22 protein-coding genes, 1 tRNA gene and 1 other annotated feature are annotated in these 25716 nt (G+C 63.9%); of the genes, 11 read left to right on the forward strand and 12 right to left on the reverse strand.

Annotated elements, in window-relative coordinates:
• Nucleotides 1-39 precede the first annotated feature (39 nt).
• A tRNA-Lys gene (locus ACK4S9_RS06995) sits at nucleotides 40-115 on the forward strand.
• A 78-nt stretch (nucleotides 116-193) separates the two neighbouring features.
• On the opposite strand, the gene ACK4S9_RS07000 is transcribed toward ACK4S9_RS06995, so the two are convergent.
• Nucleotides 194-1015, reverse strand: a complete 822-nt coding sequence (locus tag ACK4S9_RS07000; RefSeq protein WP_409723363.1) for a tyrosine-type recombinase/integrase — start codon at nucleotides 1013-1015, stop codon at nucleotides 194-196.
• Between the two features lie 82 nt (nucleotides 1016-1097).
• On the opposite strand from ACK4S9_RS07000, the gene ACK4S9_RS07005 reads away from it, so the two are divergent.
• The 8 genes from ACK4S9_RS07005 (at nucleotide 1098) to ACK4S9_RS07040 (ending at nucleotide 12780) form a co-directional block, all read left to right on the forward strand.
• Nucleotides 1098-2320 (forward strand): IS3 family transposase gene (locus ACK4S9_RS07005; RefSeq protein WP_409723365.1). Its coding sequence is split into 2 segments (ribosomal slippage): nucleotides 1098-1386 and nucleotides 1386-2320, totalling 1224 coding nucleotides; the frame shifts between segments, so codons are not numbered across the junction.
• Nucleotides 1376-1492 (forward strand) — a sequence feature (AL1L pseudoknot). It overlaps the preceding gene by 117 nt.
• 302 nt (nucleotides 2321-2622) lie before the next feature.
• The gene (locus ACK4S9_RS07010) at nucleotides 2623-3849 is read left to right on the forward strand and encodes a hypothetical protein (RefSeq protein ID WP_409723367.1); all 1227 of its coding nucleotides are present in this window, start codon (nucleotides 2623-2625) and stop codon (nucleotides 3847-3849) included.
• A 92-nt stretch (nucleotides 3850-3941) separates the two neighbouring features.
• Nucleotides 3942-6692, forward strand: a complete 2751-nt coding sequence (locus tag ACK4S9_RS07015; protein ID WP_409723370.1) for a type VI secretion system Vgr family protein — start codon at nucleotides 3942-3944, stop codon at nucleotides 6690-6692.
• A 10-nt stretch (nucleotides 6693-6702) separates the two neighbouring features.
• Nucleotides 6703-8724 carry a phospholipase D-like domain-containing protein gene (locus ACK4S9_RS07020; protein ID WP_409723373.1) on the forward strand — a complete coding sequence of 674 codons (2022 nt, stop codon included), beginning with the start codon at nucleotides 6703-6705 and terminating at the stop codon, nucleotides 8722-8724.
• Nucleotides 8725-8812: 88 nt separating this feature from the next.
• Nucleotides 8813-10327: a tetratricopeptide repeat protein gene (locus tag ACK4S9_RS07025; protein WP_409723376.1), complete on the forward strand. Its 1515-nt coding sequence runs from the start codon at nucleotides 8813-8815 to the stop codon at nucleotides 10325-10327.
• Nucleotides 10324-10578 (forward strand): PAAR domain-containing protein, encoded by a 255-nt coding sequence (locus ACK4S9_RS07030; RefSeq protein ID WP_409723378.1) that lies wholly within the window; start codon nucleotides 10324-10326, stop codon nucleotides 10576-10578. Before ACK4S9_RS07025 ends, ACK4S9_RS07030 begins: the two co-directional genes overlap by 4 nt.
• A 318-nt stretch (nucleotides 10579-10896) precedes the next feature.
• On the forward strand, nucleotides 10897-11490 hold the full coding sequence (locus ACK4S9_RS07035) for an IMPACT family protein (protein WP_409723381.1): 594 nt from the start codon (nucleotides 10897-10899) through the stop codon (nucleotides 11488-11490).
• Between the two features lie 114 nt (nucleotides 11491-11604).
• Nucleotides 11605-12780, forward strand: a complete 1176-nt coding sequence (locus ACK4S9_RS07040) for an MFS transporter (RefSeq protein ID WP_409723383.1) — start codon at nucleotides 11605-11607, stop codon at nucleotides 12778-12780.
• On the opposite strand, the gene ACK4S9_RS07045 is transcribed toward ACK4S9_RS07040, so the two are convergent.
• Nucleotides 12769-13335: a cysteine hydrolase family protein gene (locus ACK4S9_RS07045; protein ID WP_409723386.1), complete on the reverse strand. Its 567-nt coding sequence runs from the start codon at nucleotides 13333-13335 to the stop codon at nucleotides 12769-12771. The genes ACK4S9_RS07040 and ACK4S9_RS07045 overlap by 12 nt on opposite strands.
• A gap of 90 nt (nucleotides 13336-13425) precedes the next feature.
• On the opposite strand from ACK4S9_RS07045, the gene ACK4S9_RS07050 reads away from it, so the two are divergent.
• On the forward strand, nucleotides 13426-14358 hold the full coding sequence (locus tag ACK4S9_RS07050; protein WP_409723388.1) for a LysR family transcriptional regulator: 933 nt from the start codon (nucleotides 13426-13428) through the stop codon (nucleotides 14356-14358).
• Between the two features lie 13 nt (nucleotides 14359-14371).
• On the opposite strand, the gene ACK4S9_RS07055 is transcribed toward ACK4S9_RS07050, so the two are convergent.
• From ACK4S9_RS07055 to ACK4S9_RS07080, 6 genes are all read right to left on the reverse strand, one after another.
• Nucleotides 14372-15190: an HDOD domain-containing protein gene (locus tag ACK4S9_RS07055; protein ID WP_409723391.1), complete on the reverse strand. Its 819-nt coding sequence runs from the start codon at nucleotides 15188-15190 to the stop codon at nucleotides 14372-14374.
• A gap of 107 nt (nucleotides 15191-15297) precedes the next feature.
• Nucleotides 15298-16314, reverse strand: a complete 1017-nt coding sequence (locus tag ACK4S9_RS07060; protein ID WP_409723394.1) for a BON domain-containing protein — start codon at nucleotides 16312-16314, stop codon at nucleotides 15298-15300.
• Nucleotides 16315-16457: 143 nt separating this feature from the next.
• Nucleotides 16458-17153: a hypothetical protein gene (locus ACK4S9_RS07065; protein ID WP_409723396.1), complete on the reverse strand. Its 696-nt coding sequence runs from the start codon at nucleotides 17151-17153 to the stop codon at nucleotides 16458-16460.
• 103 nt (nucleotides 17154-17256) lie between these two features.
• Entirely contained in the window at nucleotides 17257-18432 is a 1176-nt protein-coding gene (locus ACK4S9_RS07070; protein ID WP_409723398.1) for an MCP four helix bundle domain-containing protein, read from the reverse strand.
• 147 nt (nucleotides 18433-18579) lie between these two features.
• Nucleotides 18580-20289, reverse strand: coding sequence for a dipeptidyl-peptidase 3 family protein (locus ACK4S9_RS07075; RefSeq protein ID WP_409723401.1), 1710 nt, complete (start codon nucleotides 20287-20289; stop codon nucleotides 18580-18582).
• A 50-nt stretch (nucleotides 20290-20339) separates the two neighbouring features.
• Nucleotides 20340-21404, reverse strand: coding sequence for a WD40/YVTN/BNR-like repeat-containing protein (locus tag ACK4S9_RS07080; protein ID WP_409723404.1), 1065 nt, complete (start codon nucleotides 21402-21404; stop codon nucleotides 20340-20342).
• A 356-nt stretch (nucleotides 21405-21760) separates the two neighbouring features.
• Between ACK4S9_RS07080 and ACK4S9_RS07085 the strand changes: the two genes are divergently transcribed.
• Nucleotides 21761-21946 carry a hypothetical protein gene (locus ACK4S9_RS07085; protein WP_027865183.1) on the forward strand — a complete coding sequence of 62 codons (186 nt, stop codon included), beginning with the start codon at nucleotides 21761-21763 and terminating at the stop codon, nucleotides 21944-21946.
• Nucleotides 21947-22013: 67 nt separating this feature from the next.
• Here the strand turns inward: ACK4S9_RS07085 and ACK4S9_RS07090 are convergent, their stop codons facing one another.
• The 4 genes from ACK4S9_RS07090 to ACK4S9_RS07105 all read right to left on the reverse strand — a co-directional run.
• Nucleotides 22014-22334, reverse strand: a complete 321-nt coding sequence (locus ACK4S9_RS07090) for a hypothetical protein (RefSeq protein ID WP_409723407.1) — start codon at nucleotides 22332-22334, stop codon at nucleotides 22014-22016.
• Nucleotides 22335-22478: 144 nt separating this feature from the next.
• On the reverse strand, nucleotides 22479-22649 hold the full coding sequence (locus tag ACK4S9_RS07095) for a hypothetical protein (RefSeq protein ID WP_409723410.1): 171 nt from the start codon (nucleotides 22647-22649) through the stop codon (nucleotides 22479-22481).
• A gap of 178 nt (nucleotides 22650-22827) precedes the next feature.
• Nucleotides 22828-24663 (reverse strand): dihydrolipoyl dehydrogenase, encoded by a 1836-nt coding sequence (gene lpdA / locus ACK4S9_RS07100; RefSeq protein WP_409723413.1) that lies wholly within the window; start codon nucleotides 24661-24663, stop codon nucleotides 22828-22830.
• Nucleotides 24664-24673: 10 nt separating this feature from the next.
• Nucleotides 24674-25716, reverse strand: a 1043-nt coding sequence (locus ACK4S9_RS07105; protein WP_409723416.1) for a 2-oxo acid dehydrogenase subunit E2, incomplete at its 5' end; no start/stop codon positions are given.

Below are 25716 nucleotides of genomic sequence, written 5' to 3' on the forward strand. Positions count from 1 at the left end.
GGATATTCGCGCAAACGCCGCTATAATCTTGGCTTCTTCGGGTCGTTAGCTCAGTTGGTAGAGCAGCGGACTTTTAATCCGTTGGTCGCTGGTTCGAGCCCAGCACGGCCTACCACGAATTTGCAGTATCAAATGAAGGCGTTACGAGTGATCGTGACGCCTTTTTTGCATCTGCGGCAGTCCCCTCTTCTACCTACTGTGCCGTACTTGTGACGCGCAGCAGTCCGTCTACTACCGCCGCGTGACGCGCCATGTGCGCCGGCGCCAAGTGCGCGTACCGTCGCACCATCGCGGCCGATTTCCAGCCGCCCATCTCCTGCAGGTCGTACAACGGTGTGCCGTTCTGGATTAGCCAGCTGGCCCAAGTGTGCCGCAGGTCGTGCCAACGGAAGTCGGCAATTCCTGCGCGCTTCAGGGCATTGCGCCAGGCTTTCGTGTTCACGTACCTCACCGGTTTGCCTTCATACGTGAAGACGCGCTCTGGATGCTTTCCACGCTGGCGCTCCAAGACCTCCAGTGCCAAGTCACATAACGAAATGTGGATGTCCTCACCACCTTTTGCCTCGTCAGCCGCAACCCAGGCCGTGCGCCGCTTGAGATGAACCTGCGTCCAACATAGGCCTGTTACGTTGCTCTGCCTTAGACCGGTCGCGAGCGCGAAAAGCGTCATCTCACGTTGATGCTCCGGCAATGCCTCCAGTAGCGCCCTCGCCTGCTCGGGTGCAATCCAACGAACGCGGCGCTTGGGCTCTGGGTACATCTTCACTTTCGGCACCCGGTCGATCCATTCCCATTCCAGGCACGCCTTTCGCAAGATCGAACGGATCAGAGCCAGGTAACGGTTGGCGGTCGCGTTGCTCGCCTCGCGTTTCTTGTGCAGACCGATTGCCGCGACCTCGTCGCGCGTGATTTCGCTCAGCACCCGGTTCCGTAAAAACTTCATAAGCCAGTCGAGCTTGAGCAAATCTTCGTGATGAGTGCGTTTGTACGAAGTTTCCTGCATCCACTTGCGCACTGCTTCGTTCCAAGTACGCTTCGGCTGCTCTCTGAACCGCCCCGGGTTTTGTAGAGGCTCCATTGTTTGAGAAAATGGAGCTATGAAGAAGCAACCCAAGTATTCCCCTGAAGTCATCGAGCGCGCTGTGCGCATGGTCAGCGAAGCGGCCAGCGAGTACGAATCGCAATGGGCAGCCATCACGTCGATCGCGGCCAAGATCGGCTGTACGCCTGAAACGTTGCGTCGCTGGGTCCGTCAACAGGAACGTGACGCTGGCCAGCGCCCAGGTCCAACCACGGCCGAAGAGGAGCGCATCGAGGCGCTGGAGCGAGAGGTGCGCGAGCTGCGCAAGGCGAACGAGATTCTGCGTCTGGCGAGTGCGTTTTTCGCCCAGGCGGAGCTCGACCGCCGCTTCAAGCCGTGAGGAAGTTCATCGACCAGTACCGTCATGCCTACGGCGTCGAGCCGATCTGTCGGGTGATGCAGGTCGCGCCGTCGGGCTACTGGCGTTATGCCGCGCAGCAGCGAAACCCTGAGTTGCGTTGCGCACGTGCACAGCGCGACGACGTGCTGAGCGTCGACATCGAACGAGTCTGGCAGGCGAACCTGCAGGTCTATGGAGCTGACAAGGTCTGGCGCCAGCTGCGGCGTGAGGGAACCGAGGTAGCCCGCTGCACGGTAGAACGCTTGATGCGCAAGGCCGGGCTGCGCGGGGTTATGCGCGGCAAGGTCGTACGCACCACGGTTCCCGATGCGAAGACGCCGTGCCCGCTCGACAGGGTCCATCGCCAATTCAAGGCACAGCGACCAAACCAGCTGTGGGTCAGCGACTTCACGTACGTCTCGACTTGGCAGGGCTTCGTCTACGTCGCCTTCGTCATCGATGTTTTTGCCCGGCGCATCGTCGGCTGGCGCGTCAGCAGCTCGATGCGAACCGACTTCGTGCTCGACGCGCTGGAACAGGCGCTGTATGCGCGGCAGCCGGAGCGAAACGAGCTGGTCCATCATAGGGACCGCAGGTCTCAATATGTATCGATAAAGTACAGCGAGCGCCTGGCGGAAGCAGGCATTGAGCCCTCTGTGGGCAGCAAAGGGGGCAGTTATGATAACGCCCTGGCCGAGACCATTAACGGGCTCTACAAGGCTGAGCTGATCCACCGCCGCGCTCCCTGGAAGACGCGTGAGGCCGTCGAACTGGCGACCCTGGAGTGGGTTTCCTGGTCCAACCATCACCGTTTGCTGGAGCCGCTCGGCTATATACCGCCGGCGGAAGCTGAGGCAAACTATTACAAGCAACTGAGCAGTCAGGTTATTCCGGCCTGACTCACACTAACCGGCCTCCACGAAAGCCGGGGCGATTCATTCGTGCGTCGAAAATATGCGCTACGTTAGCATCGACGACGGCATGATCTGCTTAAAGCGTTTAGTCGAGTGAGGTTTTAACGTCGTTGCTGACCGCATAGTTCCCCGCAGGCATAAGCTCGACTTCCCAACCTACATCGAACCACGTGTCGTCTAGCTACCTACAAGTTGCGTTTGCTCAAGTTTCACCGCTGCATATCCTTGAATAATCAAAAGGTTTTCATTGCAGCAGGTAGCAACTCTCGCAACCGTAGATGGTCTTTATGGCAGATACCGCGTTCAGCGTCCCTGAAATAGAACTTGTACCTCGCGCCAGCGTCCCTGCAGCCGAGTACGCCGAATACAAGGCGATGCGACACAAGTTCCCAACCACGGCCTTGGGAGAGCTCGACCTGGCGATACGGGCGAGCATGGTGGTCACGTTGGACAACCTCCCTTTTCCGATCAAGTTCCGCAACCAGGGCGCGCTGGAAGAGTGGCAGCGCCTGTTCACTGCTCATGACCGGAGCCGGCGTGTTTGGGACGACTGGGCCGGCGCGCGCGCCACTTGCCTCGACTGCATCAATGAACTTTGCTGGCAGGTGGACAAGCACCTTGAGCGGCATTCGCGCTACCAGCGCCCGCCTGGCTGGGCTGACTCCACGCTCGCCATCGTCGCCAGGTGGGCTGCCAATATTCATTTCGAACGAAAACACGGCGCACTGATCGAGACCACGCCGGCGCTAGACGCGCTTCTCATGCAGTCCGATATCGACGACACGCTGCCGATGCAGCTGTTCTCGCCGCCGTTCGATGCGCAGTATCTTCAGCTGAACCGGACTACGGCGGAGCATTTCAGGACGCTTGAAGACCGTGCCAAAGGCCGCTGGATCGAGGGCATTTTCTGTTTCATGAGCAGGCCAGGCCCGTCCGACAATCGCAAAGAATTCATCACTGTGATTGAACTGATGGTCGTCTACGCCTCGAACGACAGGGGAATCAGTACGCGACTGCTGCGCGGCCCGTTGCTCTCGCTGGACGAGACCGTTATGGAATGGGCCGAGGGGATCCTGACGCCAGAAAACGGCCAGCGCACGACCGACGACGATGTGCTGATAAAGCTGATCAACAACATGGTGAAGGTGTTCCTGTACCTCGGCCTGAAGGACGCTCGCAAGGAGGTGAACGCGGAACACAGCGCCGCACTGAAGCGGTTGGCGGGCGTGGGGCCGAAAAAGCAGGCCAAACTGCAGCGCCGCATGGATTCCCTGTATGACCGCATCACGGTCGGCCCTGCGAGCGCGCCTGTAATCCTACCGGCGCCCGGCGCGGCCGGCATCAGGGCGCCGCACTGGCGGCGCGGCCATTTCCGAGCCCAGCCGTGCGGCCCCGCGCGCAGTTCGCGCAAGCTGATCTTCGTCGCTCCGATCCTCATACATGCCGACCAGCTAGGCGGCCAGGCGCCGCCACCGAAAGCATACGAGCTCACAACAGGCCGGACCGGGCATTGAAGTGGCAGCGACCGGCAACGAAGCAGCGCATTCACCCTGCCGGGTTCCCGGCAGAAACAAACGACCATTAGCCGAGCGTTCCAGGACCCCGCATGAGCACCCTAAGTCATTCCCTTCACGAGCTGATGCATGACAGGCAGCACCACCGCATCCTGCGCCTGTTGTTCCCCAAGGATGATGCGCCAAGGGCGCAATTCCTGGTCAACAGGATCAACGCGACCGAGTGCCTGTCCAGGGACTTCGAGTTCATGGTCGAACTGCTGTCCGACGACGCCGACGTCGCCCTTAAGGAGATGCAGGGCAAGCTGCTCAACATCGAGCTGGTGCGCAAGGATGGCAGCCTGCGCTACTTTTCCGGCTACGTGTTCAGCTTCCGCCGCCGCCATTCCGATGGCGGCATCACCTTCTACGAGGCCAAGCTTGGCCCCTGGCTGAAATATCTCAGCCTGCGCAAGGACAGCTACCTGTTCCATGGGAAGAGCTTGCGCGAGCAGACGGAGGACATCTTCCGTGACTATGGTACGCATGCCCAATGGGATTGGCACGTCAGGGCAGACGACCCGGTCATGACCGATGCCTGCCAGTTCAACGAGACGGACTACAACTACTTGAGCCGGCGCTGGGAAGCCGCAGGCTGGCATTACTGGTACGAACACGATGCGAGCGGCCATAAGCTCATCGTCGGCAGTGATTCGACCTATGCTCCCGCCATCGACGGCGGCGCGGAAGTGCGCTTTCACGGAGAAGGCGGCACGCTGGAAGAAGATGCCATTGATCGCTGGTCGCCGGTGCGCCAAGCTATCCCCTCCAGCGTTGCCCTGAACGGCTTCAATTTCAAGGATCCGATTCCGGCCAGCGTCAGCGTTCCGTCATTGAACATCCAGGAAAATCTACCGGAGCTTGAGTCGTACGAGTACACGGGTGCCTACGGCTTCCGGAATTTCAGAGACGGCGATGCGCAAAGCCGCATCCGCATGGAAGAATTCGAAGCCGCTGCCAAGTACGTCGAGGCACAAGGTAATGACCGCTACCTGATGCCGGGCCGCTGGTTCCATTTGGTAGAGCACTTCAATCACAATATCTTTGCGGCTAAGCGCGACGCCAGCAAGGATGAATTCCTGATCCTGTCGGTTCGCCACACCGCCACCAACAACTACCTGCAAGATGCGGATGAAAAAGTCCTCTATCGCAACTGGTTGATCTGCACGCGCAAGAGTGTGCCCTGGCGACCGGGCCGGAACTTCAACAGCACGGGCACCAGGATTCACGCTCCGCAAACCGCCATCGTCGTCGGTCCATCCGGCCACGACTCGATTCATACCGACGAGTACGGTCGGGTGCGGGTGCAATTCCATTGGGACCGAGAGGGTAACAACGATGAACGCAGCTCTGCCTGGATACGGGTATCCAGTTCCTGGGCGGGAGCCGAGCTTGGCGCCGCCGCGATTCCACGAGTAGGAACGGAAGTGATTGTCCAATGGCTAGAAGGCTGCCCGGACCATCCAATCATCACAGGATCCGTGTTCAACAAGCGCAACATGCCCCCATGGCGCGTACCGGCGCAGCGGGCACTGACGGGATTGCGCAGCCGCGAGCTCGCGCCCGGCAATTCCTCAGCCGGACGTAGCAACCACCTGATCCTTGACGATACGAACGGGCAGATCCAGGCGCAGCTCAAGAGCGACCATCAGCACAGCCAACTCTCCCTCGGCCACATCACGCGGATCGAAGACAACGCGGGCCGCAAGGAGTCGCGCGGCGAAGGGTGGGAGCTGCGCACGGACGGGCATGGGGTCGCGCGCGCGGCGGAAGGCATGCTGATCACCACCGAACGGCGCACCGGGGCACAGTCCTCCATCAAGGACATGGGCGAAACCACGCAACGCTTGAAGGCGGCGCATAAGCTCCACGACGCCAACGCTACGGCTGCGCTACAGGGACAGGCCCAGGAGAGCGGCCAGCAGCACGACGTGGCCGATGCGCTCAAGGCGCAAAACGACGCCGTCCGCGGCGCCGGCGATAGATTCCCCGAACTCGCAGAGCCCCATCTCGTGCTGGCCAGCCCGGCCGGAATCGAAACCACCAGTGCACAGTCAACCCATATCGCCAGCAGCCAGCACACGGCCTTGACGACGGGCCGCAGCCTGTCGATCGCGACCGGCGAGAGCGTGTTTGCCAGCATCCGGGAAACGTTGCGGCTGTTCGTGCACAAGGCCGGCATGAAACTGGTTGCCGCCGCTGGCAAAGTCACGGTGCAGGCCCAGAGCGACGATATCGAGATTATCGCCAACAAGGTGCTTAGCCTGATCAGCCAGTCCGATTGGATCGACCTGAAGGGCAAGAAGGGCATCCGCTTGCACGGCGGCGAGAGCATGGTGGAAATCAGCGACCTGGTGCAGGTGTTCACGTCCAGGCCGGTGCTGTTTCATGGGAACCTCGAAACCCTGGGGCCGCAGAATCGACCCCAATCCGCTGCTCCACAACAGCCGCGTATCGAACCGACTCCCGAACAACTGTACTTTCAGCTGCAGAGCCATGGGCTGGACGGCGGCGAACTCGCCAACGTCCCATACAGCCTGTATCAAGGCGAAACCAAAATCGAGGACGGCGTGACCGACGAGTCCGGCGGCGTGACGGTGCCGCACAAGCCGGGCACCGCGAACTACAGCGTACAGCTCGCGACCGGGGACCGCCTCGCGCTGAACGTCGTCCCGCAATTCGCCCACCGCGACGATCCCCTGCATCGAGAACAGACGGCCACGAATAGTGGACTTCGGGGCCTTGAAGCCACCATCGAGAAGCTATCACGCGCGAAAAACAGCACAGCGACCCGCAGGAAATGAGAGGACGCCTATGTCAAATGATATGAAGCATGCCGAGAAATTCCACATCGATGAGGTCACCCGAACCGCAAAGGGGACCGTGCAGTGGTTTCTGGACAAGCGGAACAAACCGGATGACCACCCGATCACGCATAACAACCGGCTCAAGTTGTTTATTTGCGGCGAAGAAGGATTCGCCAGCATCGCTGCGGACATCGAGAATGCCAAGGAAAGCATCGATCTTTGCTGCTGGGGCTTCGACCCGGGCATGGAACTGATCCGCGCCGATAGCTTGTGGCCGCGCGGCGTAACGTTTGGAGATTTGCTGATTGCCGCTGGCGAGCGCGGCGTGCGCGTCAGGCTGTTGGTCTGGCTGCATCCGAGGCTTGCTACGGCGGGCAGCTTTTATGGCACCGACTTTGTCAATCCGAAGAACCTTCCTGGCTGGACCCACGACACGTTTTCCTTCGGCCTCACCCTCAAGGAAACCGCAGTCAGCGAGATCAATGCACATCGCACACTTGCCCGGCATCGCGAGCCCTACTTGAAGAAGGCTGGCGGGCGTACCGACGGTATCGCGCGGAAAGACCAGATTGCGATTGCAGACAAGGCGCGCAGGGAATACTGCTGCAACTGGTTTCGTACCGCCCGCGGCTTGAATGGACGTTTCAAGAATATCTCGGTCATGTACCGCGAGGCCAACCCGGAAGCCATCAAGCGTAACCTTGCATCGGAAACCAACCGTATCGACAACTCGGAATCGCTCGCTTTTACCCAGGTGGGCTCGCATCACCAGAAGACGATACTGATCGATTACGCGCACGAGGATGGTGCGAATGCGGTCGGCTATGTCATGGGTCTTAATTCCGTAACCGACTATTGGGACACGACGGATCACAAGATCGAGGACGGCCGCCGTGAACTGGGCGACGATCGTGAAGAAGATGAAGCCGTTCAGACACTGAAGGAGGACGATAAGGAGGATGCCGGCTTCCGTACCTACAAACCGTACCGCGATTATGCATGCCGGTTCGAGGGCGGCGGCGCGCTCATCGCCGTCAACAGGAATTTCGAATCGGCGTGGGCCCGTGCCGCCGTCCCTGCCGATCACCCGGCCCGTAAATTCATCCCTAGCGAAATCAACGGGAAAGCAGTGCCATCGAAATTACTGCGTCCCGCCAGGAAGAACGACGCCAGCGTCCAGATCGTCCGCACGGAACCGGAAGAAAGCGACAAGACCATCAAGGAATTGTATTTCCAGGCAACCGACATCGCCTCCGCTGTCGGCGGCTACATCTACATCGAGAACCAGTATTTGCAGTACGAAGAATGGGCCCAGCGGCTCGTCAAGCAATGCAAGGCCAAGGCGGCGCTATGGCGTAACGCCGCTGCCAAGTCAGGCAAGTCGATGGAAGACATGCCGGTCCTGCATGTGTTCGTCGTGGCGCCAGTGGCGGAACGCAAGCAGATGGTGCCACGCACCTACGACACGTTGGCGACCATGGGACAGCACGGGGGCATGAAAGGCCAGGAGGAGCTGATCGCCGAGAAAACTGCGAAGGGATCGAAGGAGGACGTCGTCGTACATGCCACCTCGATCAAGAAGCCGACCGTGAAGCAACTCGAAGCTGACGGCCTGCGGGTGGTAGCGTCGATGTTGCAAGTGAGCGGCCATTGCCGCGACCTCAAGGGAAAGGTCCGGATGCGTTACCGGGAGATCTATATCCATTCAAAGCTGCTCCTGATTAACGACAGCTTCTTTTCCCTGGGCAGCGCCAATCTTAACCAGCGCAGCATGTCCAGCGACAGCGAATTGAATTTTGGGACTAATGACCGGACTTGGGCACGGTATCTACGCCAGAACATCTGGTTCAAGCTGAGTGGGGATGAGTTCGATGGTGGTCAGGTGCAACAACACGAGTTGAAATTAGTTTTCGAAAAGTGGAAAACGCGACAATCGGACAACCGCGAACAAAAGCAAAAAGGCGAGCGCATGCGAGGGTTCTTGCTCCCCATTGAAGACAACCGCAAATCAACCATTCGGCTGGGCTGATATGAAAGCCACGACCCTATTCCACTCTCCAGTAATCCGCGCCTTGTCCGCGGCACTGGTTTTTTTCCTCCTACTCTCGGCTTGCAAAATGACAAACGAACTGCCTCGTAACGAAAAACTACCCCTGTTCAATCCACACCGGCCCGACTTCACTTGCCAGATCGAAGCAACAAAGGTGCCGCCCATTGATGCGGAAGCGGACAAATGGTTCAACGAGGCGCTTGCTCTGGAAGCCCCCGAAATCTACGAAGACGACCGCGACTACAAAAAGATCTTGCAACTGACGCGGCAGGCGGCGCAGCGGCGGCATTGGAAAGCCATGCTCAACCTCGCAAGTCTGTATCTGGAAGGGCGCGACCCCGAGCATGGCCATGAGGATGCGATCCGGATCGTCGAGGAAGCGATGAAGCTCGGGATACCGGCCGCCTATGACCGTATGGGCACCTATCACATGGAGGGAATCGTTCCCGGAGATGCAACTACGGCGTATGCGTTTTGGCAGAAGGCTGCGGACATGGGAAGTCCGCAAGCGATGGCCTTCCTTGGTGAAAAGCTGAAGGCCACTTGGGATAACCCGCGTGAGAGCTTCTGGGCGAATGTGCCGGTAGCGACCAAAATGCTGGAATGCGCTTTTGGACAAGGGAATGGCGAAGCAGCGTTCTATCTGCATTATTTATATAAGCGTAAGGGAAACACAAGAGAAGACAAAGCACGTGCGCTGGCGATTCTGCACGAGGGCGTGAAACTTGGTTCCGTAAATTGCGCTGGCGCCTTGGTAGCTGATTTTGATGGCCGCGCCGACCACGAAGACCAGCTGGCGCCTTTCGTCGACAAGGCTAGAGTTGAGCGTTACCTGATGTTGGCCAACGCACTACGATTCAATCCTCTGCGCCGCTTCCCCAACCTCGACAAGGTGCTTCCCCTGCCGCCAGCCCCGCTTCCCCGCTGGGACGGCAAGCGCGAAACCCTGCTGAAGGCTGCCATGGCCGTTACGCCACCAAAGGCCGCGCCAAAGCCGAGCGCTGCATCGCAACGGAGTGGCCGGGAACACCTCGATTCCGCCTACAATTTCCGTGAGACCGACGACTTCACGAATGAACAGAACGCCCCGTTTGCCGCCTACTGGCGCCCGGCCGCCGACCACGAAGCGGAGCCGGTGCGAACGCACCTCGCCGGTATCCTGCCCCGGCTGTTCCTCCCGGGCGAAACCTTCAACAAGCTGCGCTATCCAGACGAAACCGGGCGTGGCGCGATTCCGAACGTCATGTGGCAGCGGCTGCTGACTGTCCGCCACAACCACGGCGCCGTCGAACTGCAGACCGTTGCCAGCCTAGCGCGCGAAGTGGCCCGGCCCGAGCCGCACCATGTCTGTGCGGCAGACGATGCATGCCCAGTCACGGGCACCTGGCAGCCCTGGCTTGCACTCGACCACCCATTGCGCCATGCGGTAAACCAAGTCTGGCGGCAAACGTGGCTCACGGCCGGCCAGCACTTCCCCGACCCGCAGCGCGACTGGCTGCTTCCGCTGGACCCGGACGAACTGGTCTGGCATCTGCTCGATTCCGAAACGCCCGACCTCTTACAAGACAAGGAGCCGGCATGAAACACGAAGGACGCGGTGTGATTCGACTTAATGACAAGACTGATCACGGAGGCCAGGTCATCTCCGTCTCGTCCGGAACCATCGTCATGGGAACGGAGGCAGCGCTCGCGGGCGACATGACGTTTTGTCCAAAGTGCAAGGGGAAATTCCCGATCAAGCCGGACGGAGCTGGGGCAAAGCACGAAGGTCGGCCCTATGCGTACCACAATGATGTGACAGCTTGTGGGGCCAAGTTGATTTCCTCGCTGTAGCCATTGAGCGCGCCGTCAACAGTAGAGCCGCATCGCCGCTCGTCTTCGCACCACGGGCAGCCTTGCCGTATTGCGTATGAAACCATGTGACGTACTTGTGACGTGACTCCTGATAGGTTACCATTCCTCCCCTTTGGCATGACTGGTTATCGCAGCTGGCAAGCGTTGCAAGTCATTGATTAATAAAGAATGCTCATTTCGACCTGGCGACTTTTAATCCGTTGGTCGCTGGTTCGAGCCCAGCACGGCCTACCAAAGATTCAGCAGGGAAGGCGTCATGAGCAATCGTGACGCCTTTTTTGTTTTCCGTGTCCTGTCATGCCACAGACCATCGCCGCCCCCGTCCACGTCGAACTCGTCATCAAGAAGAGCCGTTTCATTGCCTGCGTCCAGCCGATGGCGGACCGGGCCGGCGCCCAGCAGGTCGTCGCCGGGCTGCGCGCCGAGCATCCCGGCGCCGCCCACGTGTGCTGGGCCCTGCTGGCCGGCGGCCAGTCGGCCGCGGTCGACGACGGCGAACCGAGCGGCACCGCGGGACGCCCCATGCTCGACGTGCTGCGCCACCAGGACCTGGAAGGCGTGCTGGCCACCGTGGTGCGCTACTTCGGCGGCGTCAAGCTGGGAGCGGGCGGGCTGGTGCGCGCCTACACCGACAGCGTGGCGCAAGCCCTGCTCCAGGCGCAGAAGGTGCCGATCATCAAGCTGCAGGCGCTGCGCTGCAGCGCACCCTACGCGCTCGAAGGCATGGTGCGGCGCGAACTCGACGCCGCCGGCGCCCGCCTGGACGCGGTGGCGCATGGCGACGAGGTGCTGTTCGATTTCAGCCTGCCCGCGCAGGATGCCGGCGCGCTGCGCACCCGGCTCGACAACGCCGGCCACGGCCGCATCGGCTGGCCGGAGCTCGATGAGTAAGGGTTAATACGTACTTCATTCCAGGCTGCTATACCTGTCATCACGACTCAAAAGCGGACTGGGCGCGCATCAAGCGCTATAGTGGCCGATCCTCCTCGCCACGCGCAGCGCATCTTGATCAAGAAAAGCCTTCTTCCCCTCGCCCTGGGCGGCTTCGGCATCGGCATGACCGAATTCGTCATCATGGGCATCCTGCCCGACATCGCCGGCGGCCTGCAGATCAGCATCCCGCAGGCCGGCTACCTCATCACGGCCTACGCCCTCGGCGTCGTGGTCGGCGCGCCGACCCTGGTGAGCCTGATGGCGCACCGTCCGCCGCGTACGGTGCTCATGTGGTTCATGGCGATGTTCACGCTGTTCAACGCGATGTCGGCTTTCGCGCCGAACTTCGAGGTGATGATGCTGTCGCGCTTCATGGCCGGCCTGCCGCACGGCGCCTTCTTCGGCGTCGGCGCCGTCGTCGCCAGCCGCCTGGCCGACGAAGGCAAGGTGGCCGCGGCGCTGGCGACCATGTTCACCGGCCTGACGCTGGCCAACGTGGTGGGAGTGCCGGCAGGCACCTGGCTCGGCCATAACATGAGCTGGCGCGCGGTGTTCCTGGTGGTGGCCGCGATCGGCCTGGTTACCGTGCTGGCCCTGCGCCGGCTGGTGCCCTGGATCGAGGCCAAGGGGCGCACCAGCTTGACACAGGACCTGCGCATTTTCCGCAGCCCGGCCCTGTGGCTGGCGCTGGCCATCACCTCGATCGGCACCGGCGGCTTCTTCGCCTTCTTCAGCTATATCGCGCCGCTGCTGACCGAAGTCAGCCGCTTCCAGCCGGCCAGCATTCCGCTGGTGATGACCGTGGTCGGCGTCGGCATGACGGTGGGCGTGAACCTCGGCGGCCGGCTGGCCGACCGGGTACCGCCGCTGCACGCCATCCTGATCCTGCTGGTCACCATGACCGCCCTGCTGCTGTGCAATGGCCTGTTCGCCAGCTCGCAGGCGGCCATGCTGGTGCTGGCCTTCGCCACCGGCGCCAATGCGCTGGCGCTGGGCCCGCCGATCCAGATGCTGCTGATCGAGCACTCGCGCGAAGCGGAAATGCTCGGTTCCTCGTTGGGCCAGTCAGGTTTTAATATCGGCAACGCCCTGGGCGCCTTCTTCGGCGGGATCCCGCTGACCCTGGGCTATTCCTACGCTTCGCCGCAATGGGTCGCGGCCGGGCTGGCCCTGTCGGGCGTCCTGCTGGCGCTCCTGATGCTGGCGCAGGGCCGTGGCCAGACGCGTCTGGCCGTGTCAGGCGGCTAGCGCCGCCAGCACCTCCTGCGACCACACGACGGTCGCGAATTCGCCATGCAGGCTGGCCAGGGCCGTGTCGTGCATCTGCTCGGCCGTATAGTGGCGGCCGTCCGGCCCCGTGCGCTCAAAGGTCGCGGTGGCGTCAGCCACGAAATACGTGTCGAAACCGAGATTCCCGGCCATGCGCGTCGTGGTCGAAACACAATGATCGGTCGTCAATCCCATGATCACCAGCACCCCGATGCCGGCCGCGCGCAGGCGCGCCTCCAGGTCGGTGCCGATGAAGGAACTGTTGACGCTCTTGACGATCACGGGTTCGCCGGGTTGCGGCTGCCCCTCCTGCTTGTGCAGGTAGCCTGGCGTCCCCGGGCGAAACAGGCCGGTCGGCGAGGCCGAACGGTGCTGGACGTGGAAGATCGGCCGCCCCGTATTCCGCCAGGCCGCCAGCAGCGCGGCGATCCGTTGTTCGGCATCCGGGTTGTTGCGCTGGCCCCAGCCGGGGTCGTTGAAGGCCTGCTGCACGTCGATGCTGATCAGGGCTGCGTTCAGGGGTAGTGCTTTCATGTGGTTTTTCAGGTGAGTGGATCGGAACCGTATGCTGCGCCGGCGCCTTGCAATGCCACAACCGAAATGGCGGATAATGGCCGGCTTGACATGAAGGATTTCGATGGCATGAAGCTGAGCCAACTGAAGATGCTGGTAGCCGTGGCCGAGCACGGCAGTTTCAGCGCCGCCGCCGCGGAGCTGGGCTGCACGCAATCGCGCATCAGCCATGCAATCGCCGAGCTCGAAGGCGAACTGGGTGTCAGCCTGCTGGCGCGAGGCCGCGCCGGCTCCCTGCCGACCGGGGCAGGACTGCGGGTACTGGACAAGGCGCGCCAGATGCTGCGCCTGGAAGACGGCCTGCGCGAGGCGGCGCTGGCGGATGGGGGCCTGTCCGGCACCGTGCGCATCGCCTGCTTTCGCAGCATCGGCACCCATTTGCTGCCCCATGTGGTGGAAGCGCTGGCGCTGCGCCATCCGCAATTGCGCGTCGAGATCGACGACAGCTGCGAGCAGCGCCTCGATGTGACGGCCGCGCTGCAGGACGGCCTGGCCGAGATCGGCATCGCCCAACTGCCGCTGGCCGGCACGCTGGCTTCCTTCCCTTACCTGCACGACGACTATGTGCTGGTGCTCCCGGCCGCACTGCCGCCGGCCAGCCATGCGCCCACCGGCTGGCCGGCGCTGGACGCCCTCCCTTTCATTGGCCTGGCCTGCAGCGGCGCGGCGGAAATCCTGGCGCGCTGCCGCGCGGCCGGGTTCGCGCCCGAGCCCGGGCGTACCCTGAGCAACGACACCAGCATCGCCGCCATGGTCGGCCGCGGCATGGGCTATTCGATCCTGCCGCGCCTGGCCTGCTTTCCGGAAGCGCCCGACGTACGCATCCAGCCATTGCCGATCCCGGCGCGGCGCCAGTTCGCTATCGCGGCGCTACCGGACGTGATGCGCCTGCCCCGGGTGCGCGCGGTGGTGCGTGCATTGCGCGAGCGCAGGCTGGCGGCTGTCACGCAGGCCGGCCGCGCCGGCATCATCGGTTGGGATTAGAGGGGAAGAGGAGTCAGACCAGGGTCGGGTCGCCCAGCGCCTGCGCGGTCTCGGCCGCTTCGCTGCGCAGCAGCTGCAGCATGGCCGCGTCCAGCGGGCCGGCTTCGTGGTCGTCCGCCGCGCCGCCCAGCGGCGAATCGACCAGCGCATAGCGGTTCGCCAGCAGCAGCGTATCGAGCAGGGTGTGCGGCGCCGGATCGAGCACGCCGTCGCGCAGTCCGCCGATAGCCTCGGCCACGCCGGCGGGAATCGCCAGCTTGCGCATGATCTCCAGGCTGGCCACATCCTCGACCAGCACGCCCCAGTTCTCGGTATCGTCCTCGAGCAGGCCGGGGAACTCGTCGGCGCGCGACAGCAGGTAGAAGCCGCCGACCTCGTGCACGATACCGGCGAACAGCGCGGTGTCGGGATCGACCCTGGTGACATGGCGCGCGACGGCCTGCGCCAGCGCCGCCACCTGGGCGCTGTGGGTCCACAACTGCTCGGCCTTGGCACGCAGCAGCGGGTCGGCGATACGGTGGCCGAACTGGCGCACCATCAGCGCCGCGACCAGGCCGCGCAGCCGGCGGTAGCCGATGCGCAGTACGGCGGCCCGCACATTGCTCACCTGGGCGCCGCCGGCCGGCCCATAGGCCGCGGTATTGGCCAGCGCCACGGTGCGCGCGGCCAGCTGCGGTTCGGACAGCACCAGGCGGATCGCCTCGTCCACATGGCAATCCGGATCGTCCAGGGCCAGTTGCAGGCGCAGCACGGCATTCACGCTGGTGGGAAAGGTGATGTCCCCGCGCGCGGCCTGGGCGGCGATATATCCGAAGGCTTCGAGTTTGTTCACAGGGGAATTATACCGTTGCTCCGGTCTGGAACCGCTCGGCAAGCGGTGTAGCCGAAAAGAAAAAGCCCGCACGGCCAACGTGCGGGCTTCCGGCTACTGCGAGGCGCTTACTTTACCTTGAGCGTGCTCTTGACGCTGGTGACGCCTTCGACGCCCTTGGCGACCTTCTCGGCGCGCTCGGCCTCGGCCTTCGAGTCGACGAAGCCGCTCAGCATGACCACGCCCTTCTCGGTCTCGACCTTCACGGCCAGCGCGCTGGTGTCCTTCTCGGCGGCCAGGCCGGCCTTGACCTTGGCGGTGATCGCCGCATCGGACATGTTGGACGCGGCGCGCGATCCGGCGCGCTCGGTCTTGTCGGTCGCGTTCGAGGCGGTGGCGCGGGTCTTGTCGCCGGCGTTCTCGGCGGCGCGCTCGGTCGTCGCGGCGGCGCCGGCAGTCAGTTCCTTGGTCTTGTCGGCAACGTTGCGGCCGGCTTCCTTGGTCTTGTCGACCGCGCCGGCGATGACGGCGCGGGTCTTTTCGCCGGCACGCTCGAGGGCCGTGTCCGGCTGGCCCTTGTTCTCGACCAGGCAGGCGGTCTTGTTGCCCTTCTCGTCGCACTTCTCGACGGCGGCCGACTTCACCGGATCCTTGGTGTCGGTCGAGGCGACCAGGCCGGCGCTACCGGCGGCGCCCGCGGTGGCGGCGGTGCTGCCGCTGCCGCCGGTGGTGCTGGCGCGGTCGTCGCGCTTGCCGTCGAGCTCGGCCAGAGCGGCGGTGCGCACCGACTTGGCGGTGTTCATGCAGCTATCCTTCTGGTTGCCTTTCATGGCATCGCACTTCTCTTCGGCCAGCTCGTACTCGGCGTCGGCCAGCTTGCGCTGCGCGGCATTCACCCGGGCCGGGGTGTTGTCGTATTTTTGCGCTGCAGCCAGCTCGGCCTTGGCGCGGGCGACGTCGGCCTGCTCTTCGCAGACGTCTTCCTTGGTCAGGGCATCGCACTTGTCCTTGGCGGCGTCGTGCTCTTTCTCGATCTTCTGCATGGCGGCGCGGTAGCCGGCGGCATCGGACTGGGCGAAAGCGGGAGCGGCGACGATGGTGGCGCCGGCAACGGAGGCCAGCAGGGTGGCGAGGAGTCGGTTCATGGTGTGTCCCTTGTGGTCGGTTGTTGTGATGACATCATTAGACGCCCCAAGCCCGACAACATCTGTGCGACAACGTACACTCGTCCGCTCAGCGCCCATTTGACGGCCCCGACTGTTGCTGCGGGGCCGCGAACCGGCTCGATTCATTCGGTCGCGAGCAGGCCTTCGCGCCAGAGCCCATCGACGTCGTCGAACGGCGCCTCGGCCTTGCCGAAGGCGGCGCCGTCGCTCGCCAGGCGCACCCAGGCCCGGGTGTCGTGGCCGCTGCGCGGCACCGCCACCTTGGCGCGCACCCCGGACAGCCAGCGGTACACCCGCGCGTACTCGTCCGGATTGCTGCGCTGGATCCAGGCCAGCGCGGCCAGGTCGGCGAAGCCCTCTTCGCGGCGGGTCTCGCGCATGGCCTTCGAGGCCGCCAGCAGCGAGGCGTCGAGGGCGCGCTCCTCGCCCACTTCGACGAAGCCGGCCGGCAATGCATGCCAGGCGCCCTGCACGTAGCGCCAGCAATGCGCGATCTCGTGGGCCGCCATGGCTTCGATCAGCACCGCTTGCTGCGCCTCGGGAATGCCGGCCAGGATCGTCTCGGCATCGGGATTGTTGCGCAAGGACATGACCAGCTTGCAGCGGCCCTTGTCGAAACCCATGGCCAGCGGCACGTCGCCGGGACGCGGCTGGGGCTGGACGGTGATGTCGAGGGGAAGCTTGAGTTGCTGGGAGTACGCCAGCACTGGCTGCGCAGCGCTGAGCCAGCGCTGTTCCAGTGCGGTCAGCTCGGCAGCCTGGAGTGCCGGCGCCGCCGCCAGGGCGGCGAGCGCGGAGAGGATCAGGGGCTTGAACACGAAAATTCTCCCAAGGACGATGAAATGCCTATCGGCAATTCTAGCCCGTGAGCAAGCCCTACTTTCGGGAATATTTTCCTCTGTGTCGAGAACGCTAAACTTGTCAGTTTTGCTTTTCGGCTTCCCCGGCGGGCAGCACCGGGGCGACCATGGCCGCCAGGCGCTGCGCCTCGGCTTCCATGGCGGCGGCGGCCGTCGAGGCCTGCAGCAGGGCCGTGGTGCGGCGCGCGCTTTCGGTCTGCGCCCGAGACTGGTCTTCTTCCAGGCCGATCGCCGAGGTGACGGCGGTGACGCGGGCCACCGCGTTGGCGATCGCCTGCAGCGCGCCGGCGTCTTCCATGTGCGCCACCGGACTGCCGACCAGGTCGCGGATATCCTTCACCACGGCCGTGGAACGCAGCGCCAGCGCCTGCAATTCCTGCACGGCGGCGGTCTGTTCTTCGTCGGCTTCGCCGGTACGCAGCGCCTGCACCGCGGCGTCGAGCGCCAGGATATTGGCGCGGAAGGCCAGGCCATCGATGGCGCCGACGATGTCGTCGACGCGCTTGGGCGCAGCCGCGCTTTCCGCGCCGGCTGCCACGGCATCTTCCGCGGGCGCGGGCGCAGCTTGTTCGGCCGCCGGCAGTGCGCGCACCACACGCCAGGTGCCGGCCACGGCCGCCACCACCGCCCCGGCGCACAGCAGCACGATCCACTGCGCGAAACCGGACGCCAGCTGGCGCGTCGAAGCCATGTCCTTGGCCGCGAGTTTCTGCTCGAGTTCGATGAAGCGGTTCAGGCTGGCGAGCCAGTCCGCGAAAGCCGGCGCCACCTGCTGCGACAGCAGGGCGGCCGCGTCGCGCGTCTCCCCCAGCGCATGCAGGGCCAGCACCCGGTCGACCAGCAGGCGGGTGCGGCGTTCCTGTTCCTTGATGGCGGCCAGCGCCTCGCGCTCCGCCGGCTGAATGCCCGGCAGTTCGTGGAACAGCGCGTCCAGCGGCGACGCGGCGCGCGCATAGGCGTCGGCCAGGGTCTTGAGGCGGCCGATGGGGGCGGCCGCGGCGGCGGAATCGGGAGCGAGGACGACGTCGCGCAGCGCGATGGCACGGTCGTAGACGCTGCTGCGCAGTTCGAAGGCGTAGCGCTGCTTGATGCCGCCGACCTCGTCGATGCGGAACAGCAGCTGCTCGATCTGCCCCGCGCGCGCCGCGGCCAGCACGCACAGCGCGATCATCAGGAGGATCACGGCGCCGTAGCCGATGGCCAGCCGCGCGCCAGTGGTAAGGGGCTTCGTCGTCATGTTCTGGTCGTTTGCAGCCCGGGAATTTCTCCCAAGCAATGCAGCGACTATAACATGCCCCTTGTATGGATTGACGCAGCTTTCAGTTCAAGTTAAGTAAACGCGGCGGCACTGTTGCGTCCATACCAATGCCGCCGCTTTCCCTGCTTATTTCGTCAGCGCCGCCGCCGTCACGAAGCTTGGTCGGATGTCGTTCGGCACGCTCGACTTGAGACGGTCGAGGGCCTTTTGCACTTCCGGACGGATCACCACGTACTTCGCCATCATCGCCTTGGCGGCCTCGTAGTCACCGGTGGCTTCGATGGTCAGGAAATCGCGGTCGAGGTCGGTGACCGCGCCCTTGATCTTCTTGAAGTCCACCGAGAACGTGCCGTCGCTATTGGCCACGAAGGCGCCCTTGTCGAGCAGGTAGTTCATCTGGATCGCCATGCCGCGCGCGTGCGAGGACGTCAGCCCGAAATGCAGGGTGCGGAAGGCGGACGCCAGGAAGGTGTTGTACAGCTTGCGCTCGGCAGCGGCGCCCTGCCCCAGCGTGTCCTTCAGCAGGCCCTTGTCCATCATGTAGCCCAGCGCCCACAGGCCGGTGATGTCGGCCTTGGCTTCCTCGATGGTCGAGTAGGTTTCCTTCAGGTCCTGGCGCGGGGTCGATTCCTTGCCGTTCTTTTTCGTGGTGTGCGGGCCGAGGCCGTGCATGATCTCGTGCGCCAGGATGTGGGTGAAGAAGGAGTCGAAATCGAGGTCCTTCTGGTCCTGCGGGCGCAATACCAGCTTGGAGATCGGCTTGAGGGTCGATTCGAACTTCGCTTCCTGCACGTTCTTGAGCATCACGCGCTTGGAACCGCGCTCGCGGATCACACGCTCGTCGTTCGGCAGGTTGTAGGCGGCGGTCTGCACGCCCATGTTGCCGTCGCCGGCGCCGAATACCTGGTTGACCACCACCATCGGGGCGATCGCGCCGACCTTCGGGTTGCGGTACTGCTTGGCGAGCGGCAGGTTGTCTTCCAGTTCCTGCAGGTGCTTGCCGAAGAAGGCCAGCTTCTGCGTTTCCTTCTGGTCGCGGATGCTCACATAGGCTTCGAAGGCGGCCTTGTAGCCAAACAGCTCGTCGTTATAGGTTTCGTACGGGCCGATCGTGACGTCCACCGGCGAGTCCAGGTCCATCCAGGCGAAGTCCGAGGCCAGGTAGTCGTTGGACAGGAAGGCGTCGGCGCGCAGGCTCAGGAATTTCTTGAGCGAGGCGTTGTCGGTGAGCGCGGCCGCTTCGCGCAGCAGCTTGGCCAGCTTCTCCAGGTCCGGGCGGTATTCGTCGGAATACTTCACGGTGCGGAACTTGCCGTCGGGACCGGTGCGGATCACGGTGAAGAACCATTGCGCATCGGCCTTCTGCGCGCTCGGCAAGCCGTTCATCCAGCCCTCCAGCGCTTCCTTGGTGGCGTTCTCCGGGTAGAAGTTGGCGCCCAGCGGTTTCTTGGCCGGGATCTTGATGCCCGCGTACTCGGCCGGCATGAAGGACTGGTTGTCGTCCAGGCTGGACCAGGGGCCCTTGTTCAGCCAGAAGGCGTCCCGGCGCGCGCGGCCGAGTTCGGAATTGTCCTTCTGCAAGGCGGCCCACAGGGCTTCGTTGCCGGCCCAGCGCTGGCGCAGTTGCAGGGTATCGATGATGTTGGCCGCTTCGATCAGCTTGGCCATGGCGGCGCGGTCGCCTTTGGAGAGCTTGGAGGTGTCGGCCTTCAGCTCGACCGGCGCGAAGCGCTTGGCCATGGTGCCCAGTTGGGCGGCCGTGGCGGGTTCGGCCGCATTGGCATAAGCGCCGGCGATGGCTGCGAACAGCACGAGAGGAGCGAGGAATTTCTTCATGGTGTCTCTAGTCAAATAGTTGTAGTCCGGCGATTGTAACGCTTGTCCTGTTACTGCCCTTGCTGCCGGTACAGCGCGGGACCGGCATACTTCATCAGCAAGCCCTTGGGCCCCACCGCCCAGCCCTGCGCCGGGCCGGCAAAACCGACCGTGTTCATCGGCGTCCTGTCGAGCTCGACCCAGGTACGGCCAGCGTCGGGCGAATAGCCCGATCCGGCCAGGCCGGCGGCCACCAGCGCGCGCGGCGCGCCCGGCACCGGCACCACCACCGACATGTAGCCGGCCGGCGCCACCTGTACCGGCGTCCAGCTGGCGCCGCCGTCGACGGTATAGGCGCCGTTGGTGCCGGCCATGCGGGTTTCCTTGTAGTCGCCGCCGGCGGCAAAACCTTCTTTCGGATTCAGGAAGGCGACCGAGAACACGCCGCGCGCGGCCGCGCCGGCCGGGATCGGTGTGGACGACACGCGCCAGGTCTTGCCGCGATCGGTGGAGTGGAACACGCGCGAACTGGCGCTGCCGCCAGTGGCGATCCAGGCGTCGGTGCTGCCTGCCACCGTGAGGCAGGTGCCGCTGGCGGCGAAGGCGCCCTCGTTCGGCATCGCCTCCAGTCCCTTGGCCGGGACTTCCTGCCAGCTGCGGCCGCCGTCGCTCGTCGTGTAGACCTGGAAGCTGCCCTTGACCGGGTCGCCGAACAGGATGCCGTTGTCCTTGTCCCAGAAAGCCAGCGCGTCCCAGAAGCCCTCGGCTACTGCGTTGGTGGTGACCAGCTGCCAGGTCGCGCCGCCGTCCCCGGTGCGGTAGATGCGCGAGGCCGCGCCGGGCCCCGCCCCCATCACGACGGCCGTCTGCGCGTCGAAAGCGTGGATGTCGCGAAAATCGATCTTGTCGGCATCCGGCACCTGCATCGCCTGCCACGCCTTGCCGTCGACCGTGCGCAGCACGGTGCCCTTGGCGCCGCTGGCCCAGGCGACCTTGCCGCTCACGACCGACAGGCCGCGCAGTTCGGCGCCGGTGCCGCTGGGGACGGCTTGCCAGTGCTGGGAAGAGGATGAGGCGGAGGCTGCGCTGGAGGCCAGGAGGGCGGCGATGAGCAAGGCGCGTGCGGGCAGGAACATGGGTGCGGATCTTCGTATGCTTGAGTGATCACGCATTGTAGCCTGCTGCTCCGGTGCAAAGCCGGATGATCTTGCAGCCGCTTGAACGCCCGGTCGGCGAAGCCGACCACCCTAGGCTATCTCCTTCCCAGGCGCGCCCCACCGCGCCAGGAAGCGCGGCGCCAGGAAGCGCGGCGCCAGCTTGCCCAACGTTTAGAGTTGTTTTACCGCAGCATTTTTTGACCATATGGTCAAAAACGGGTCTGTGCGTCATCGCACCGACCCTGGGCAAGCTTTTATGACAATCTGACATCCTTATTAATGGAGGATGTCATGAACAATAAAACGACAGCGGCTGTTCGCCGCGAGGAGGAAGCATGAGCAAGTCTTCCCGTTACGAATGGCGCGACCAGCAGGCTTCCCTGCAGGAACGCATGAAGGGATTCCTGCAAAACCCGAACAACGAACAGCTGGAAGCGGTCGTTGCGGAAATGCGCGCCTATGCCGCCGCTGCCCAGTCCGGCAGCATCGACATCCCGGCACGCTTCATCGCATTTACCTGAACGCACCGGCACACCGAAAAGCCGCCCCGCGCAAGCCGGGCGGCTTTTTTTTGCGGTGTCGCCGCGCTCAGCCGGCCATGACCGGCGCCGGTGTATCCTGGGAGCGGGGCTCGAAGTCGAACAGCCGGCTCAGGCAATACACCTTGCGCGGGGCACGGTGGCGTTCGTGGATCTCGCGGGTCATGACTTCGACCCGGCGCGGCTGGAGCGACAGCTGGCGCGGATCGATGTAATCCGGCGCAGCTTCCGCAAAACGCGCGGCGAGCTGCTGGGAAACCGTGCCGTGGACGAGATGCGGCTCGCCATGCACGGTAGTCCTGAGTTCGAAGCAGCGCGTTTCGGGCAGGACGAATACCGTCCCGATGTATTCATTGCCGTATTCAACCATGGCACTCTCCCCCTGTGGCTTGACACGCAAGCGGCGGCAAGTGGCTCACCGCCACACGCTCCCATCATACAAGTCAATACAGCGAAGCGATGCTGTCACGATTGAAAATCTTCCACAGCGCTGCGGCGAGCCGATGCCCGCAGGCTATCCAAGCTTGCCTATCTCGCCCAGCAGCAGGAACAAGCCGCCATATGTCAGGCCGGCCATCAGGATCGCCAGCAAGACGCCCAACAAGGGATAGTAATTGAATGCGCGCGCCGTTTCGCGCTTTTCTACGGGCTGATCGGCGGCTTCCAGAGGAGGTACTGCGGTCATGCTTGTGCTGCCAAAATAATGGGACAGCGAGTATAAGCGAGAAAAAATGCACTGCAAATAATTGTTAGTTAATTGCAATTATGTTGCCACAAAGATGCTTGTTCATTATCTGCGGATGTGACAAAAAAAGGGACCGCGTGAACGGTCCCTTGCTTACTGCCTGCGCTTGAGAGAGCGCTTACTTCTTGCGTGCCGGCGGCAGGTCGGTGCAGACGCCCTTGTAGGCTTCCGCCGCCATGCCGATCGATTCGCCCAGGGTCGGGTGCGGGTGGATGGTCTTGCCGATGTCCACGCCGTCCGCGCCCATCTCGATGGCCAGCGCCACTTCGCCGATCATGTCGCCGGCATTGGTGCCGACGATGGTGCCGCCGATGATGCGCTTGGTCTCGGCGTCGAACAGCAGCTTGGTGAAGCCCTCTTCGCGGCCGTTGGCGACCGCGCGGCCGCTGGCGTTCCACGGGAAGTGGCCCTTCTCGACCTGGATGCCCTTCTGCTTGGCTTCCTCTTCGGTCAGGCCGACCCACGCCACTTCCGGATCGGTGTAGGCCACCGACGGGATCACCTTGGCGTCGAAGAAGGCCTTCTCGCCGTGCGCCGCTTCCGCCGCCACGTGGGCCTCGTGCACCGCCTTGTGCGCCAGCATCGGCTGGCCCACCAGGTCGCCGATGGCGAAGATGTGCGGCACGTTGGTGCGCATCTGGCCGTCCACGCCGATGAAGCCGCGCTCGGTCACCGCCACGCCGGCCTTCTCGGCGGCGATCTTCTTGCCGTTCGGGCTGCGGCCCACGGCCACCAGCACCAGGTCGTACAGCTGCGGCTCGGGCGCGCTGGCCCCGGCTTCCGCTGCCTCGAACGAGACCTTGATCCCTTCCGGCAACGCTTCCACGCCGACGGTCTTGGTCTTCAACATGATGTTGTCGAAGCGGTGCGCGTTGTACTTCTGCCAGACCTTGACGGCCTCGCGGTCGGCGCCCTGCATCAGGCCGTCCATCATCTCGACCACGTCGATGCGCGCACCCAGGGTCGAGTACACGGTGGCCATCTCCAGGCCGATGATGCCGCCGCCGATGACCAGCATGCGCTTGGGCACCTGGCGCAGTTCCAGCGCGCCGGTCGAATCGACGATGCGCGGGTCTTCCGGCACGAAGGGCAGCTTCACCACCGAGGAACCGGCGGCGATGATCGCCTTGGCGAACTTGACGACCTTCTTCGAGCCGTCGGCTGCGGTGACTTCGATGTGGTTGGGGCTGAGGAACTGGCCCACGCCCTGCACCACATTGACCTTGCGCGCCTTGGCCATGAAGTTCAGGCCGCCGGTCATCTTCTTGATCACGCCATCCTTGTAGGCGCGCAGCTTGTCGATGTCGACGTCGGGCTTGGCGAAGGAGACGCCCAGGTCGGCCATGTGCGCGGTCTCGTCCATGATGTGGGCCACGTGCAGCAGCGCCTTGGACGGGATGCAGCCCACGTTCAGGCAGACGCCGCCCAGGGTCGCGTACTTCTCGACCAGCACGGTGTTCATGCCCAGGTCGGCCGCGCGGAAGGCGGCCGAGTAGCCGCCCGGGCCGGCGCCCAGCACCATCATTTCGCATTCGATGTCCACCGGGCCGCTGTAGCTGGCCGCGCCCGGCGCAGGCGCCGCAGCGGGGGTGGCCGCCGGCGCCGGATGGGCCGGCGCATACGAGTCGGTCGGCGCGGCGGCGGCGGTCGGCGCCGCTGCCTGCGCGCCGATCCCTGCTGCCGGCTTGGCTTCTGCAGCCGGCGCAGCACCGGCGCCCGACTCTTCCACCATCAGCAGCAGCGAACCTTCGTTCACCTTGTCGCCGACTTTCACTTTGACTTCCTTGACCACGCCGGCGTTCGTCGACGGGATCTCCATGCTGGCCTTGTCCGACTCGACGGTCACCAGGGACTGGTCGACCTTGATGGTGTCGCCCGGCTTGACCAGCAGTTCGATGATCTCGACGTCCTTGAAGTCGCCGATGTTCGGTACTTTTACCTCAACAGTGCTCATTCGGCGCTCCTTACAGAAGGGTCTTGCGCAGGTCGGCCAGCACGTCCGCCAGGTAGGCGGCGAAGCGAGCGGCGCCCGCGCCGTCGATCACGCGGTGGTCGTAGGACAGCGACAGCGGCAGCATCAGGCGTGGCTGGAAGGTGGAACCGTCCCACACCGGCTTCATCGCCGACTTCGACAGGCCCAGGATCGCCACTTCCGGCGCATTGATGATCGGCGTGAAGGCCGTGCCGCCAATGCCGCCCAGCGAGGAGATGGTGAAGGTCGCGCCCTGCATCGCGGCTGGGCTCAGCTTGCCTTCGCGCGCCTGTGCGGAGAGCTCGCCCATTTCGACGGCGATCTGCGAAATCGTCTTCTTGTCGGCATCCTTCACGACCGGGACCACCAGGCCGTTCGGCGTGTCCGCCGCGAAGCCGATGTTGTAGTACTGCTTGACGATCAGGCTGGCGCCGTCTTCCGACAGCGACGAATTAAATTGCGGGAACTTCTTCAGTGCCGCAACCGAGGCTTTGATCACGAAGGCCAGCATGGTCAGCTTGACGCTTGATTTCTGCTTGGCCAGCGCGGCGTTCGAATCGACGCGGAACTGCTCCAGGTCGGTGACGTCGGCGTCCTCGAAGTGGGTCACGTGCGGGATCATGACCCAGTTGCGGTGCAGGTTCGGGCCGGAGATCTTCTTGATGCGCGGCAGGGCCACGGTCTCGGTCGGGCCGAACTTCGAGAAGTCCAGCGACGGCCAGGCCAGCACTTCCATGCCGCCGCCCGAACCACCCTTCGACGGTGCCGCGGAGGTCGGGCCGGCGGCCATCACGCCCTTGACGAAGTTCTGCACGTCCTGCTGGGTGATGCGGCCTTTCGGGCCGGTGCCCGGCACGCGCGCCAGGTCCACGCCCAGTTCGCGGGCGAACTTGCGGATCGACGGCGAGGCGTGGGCTTTCGAACCGGTCACGCCCTGTGCCGGGGCGGCTGCGGCAGGCGCCGGGGCGGCGGCGGCAGGAGCAGGCGCAGCTGCGGCGGCCGGTGCTGCGGCAGGCGCCGGGGCAGCGGCTGCAG

The sequence above is a fragment of the Massilia sp. genome (genome assembly GCF_046293535.1).
Taxonomy (GTDB): domain Bacteria; phylum Pseudomonadota; class Gammaproteobacteria; order Burkholderiales; family Burkholderiaceae_D; genus Telluria.

Coding starts and splice junctions, on each gene's coding strand:
- ACK4S9_RS07010 (WP_409723367.1), top strand. CDS start 2,623: ATGGCAGATACCGCGTTCAGCGTCCCTGAAATAGAACTTGTACCTCGC.
- ACK4S9_RS07015 (WP_409723370.1), top strand. CDS start 3,942: ATGAGCACCCTAAGTCATTCCCTTCACGAGCTGATGCATGACAGGCAG.
- ACK4S9_RS07020 (WP_409723373.1), top strand. CDS start 6,703: ATGTCAAATGATATGAAGCATGCCGAGAAATTCCACATCGATGAGGTC.
- ACK4S9_RS07025 (WP_409723376.1), top strand. CDS start 8,813: ATGACAAACGAACTGCCTCGTAACGAAAAACTACCCCTGTTCAATCCA.
- ACK4S9_RS07030 (WP_409723378.1), top strand. CDS start 10,324: ATGAAACACGAAGGACGCGGTGTGATTCGACTTAATGACAAGACTGAT.
- ACK4S9_RS07035 (WP_409723381.1), top strand. CDS start 10,897: ATGCCACAGACCATCGCCGCCCCCGTCCACGTCGAACTCGTCATCAAG.
- ACK4S9_RS07045 (WP_409723386.1), bottom strand. CDS start 13,335: ATGAAAGCACTACCCCTGAACGCAGCCCTGATCAGCATCGACGTGCAG.
- ACK4S9_RS07050 (WP_409723388.1), top strand. CDS start 13,426: ATGAAGGATTTCGATGGCATGAAGCTGAGCCAACTGAAGATGCTGGTA.
- ACK4S9_RS07060 (WP_409723394.1), bottom strand. CDS start 16,314: ATGAACCGACTCCTCGCCACCCTGCTGGCCTCCGTTGCCGGCGCCACC.
- ACK4S9_RS07070 (WP_409723398.1), bottom strand. CDS start 18,432: ATGACGACGAAGCCCCTTACCACTGGCGCGCGGCTGGCCATCGGCTAC.
- ACK4S9_RS07075 (WP_409723401.1), bottom strand. CDS start 20,289: ATGAAGAAATTCCTCGCTCCTCTCGTGCTGTTCGCAGCCATCGCCGGC.
- ACK4S9_RS07080 (WP_409723404.1), bottom strand. CDS start 21,404: ATGTTCCTGCCCGCACGCGCCTTGCTCATCGCCGCCCTCCTGGCCTCC.
- ACK4S9_RS07085 (WP_027865183.1), top strand. CDS start 21,761: ATGAGCAAGTCTTCCCGTTACGAATGGCGCGACCAGCAGGCTTCCCTG.
- ACK4S9_RS07090 (WP_409723407.1), bottom strand. CDS start 22,334: ATGGTTGAATACGGCAATGAATACATCGGGACGGTATTCGTCCTGCCC.
- ACK4S9_RS07095 (WP_409723410.1), bottom strand. CDS start 22,649: ATGACCGCAGTACCTCCTCTGGAAGCCGCCGATCAGCCCGTAGAAAAG.
- lpdA (WP_409723413.1), bottom strand. CDS start 24,663: ATGAGCACTGTTGAGGTAAAAGTACCGAACATCGGCGACTTCAAGGAC.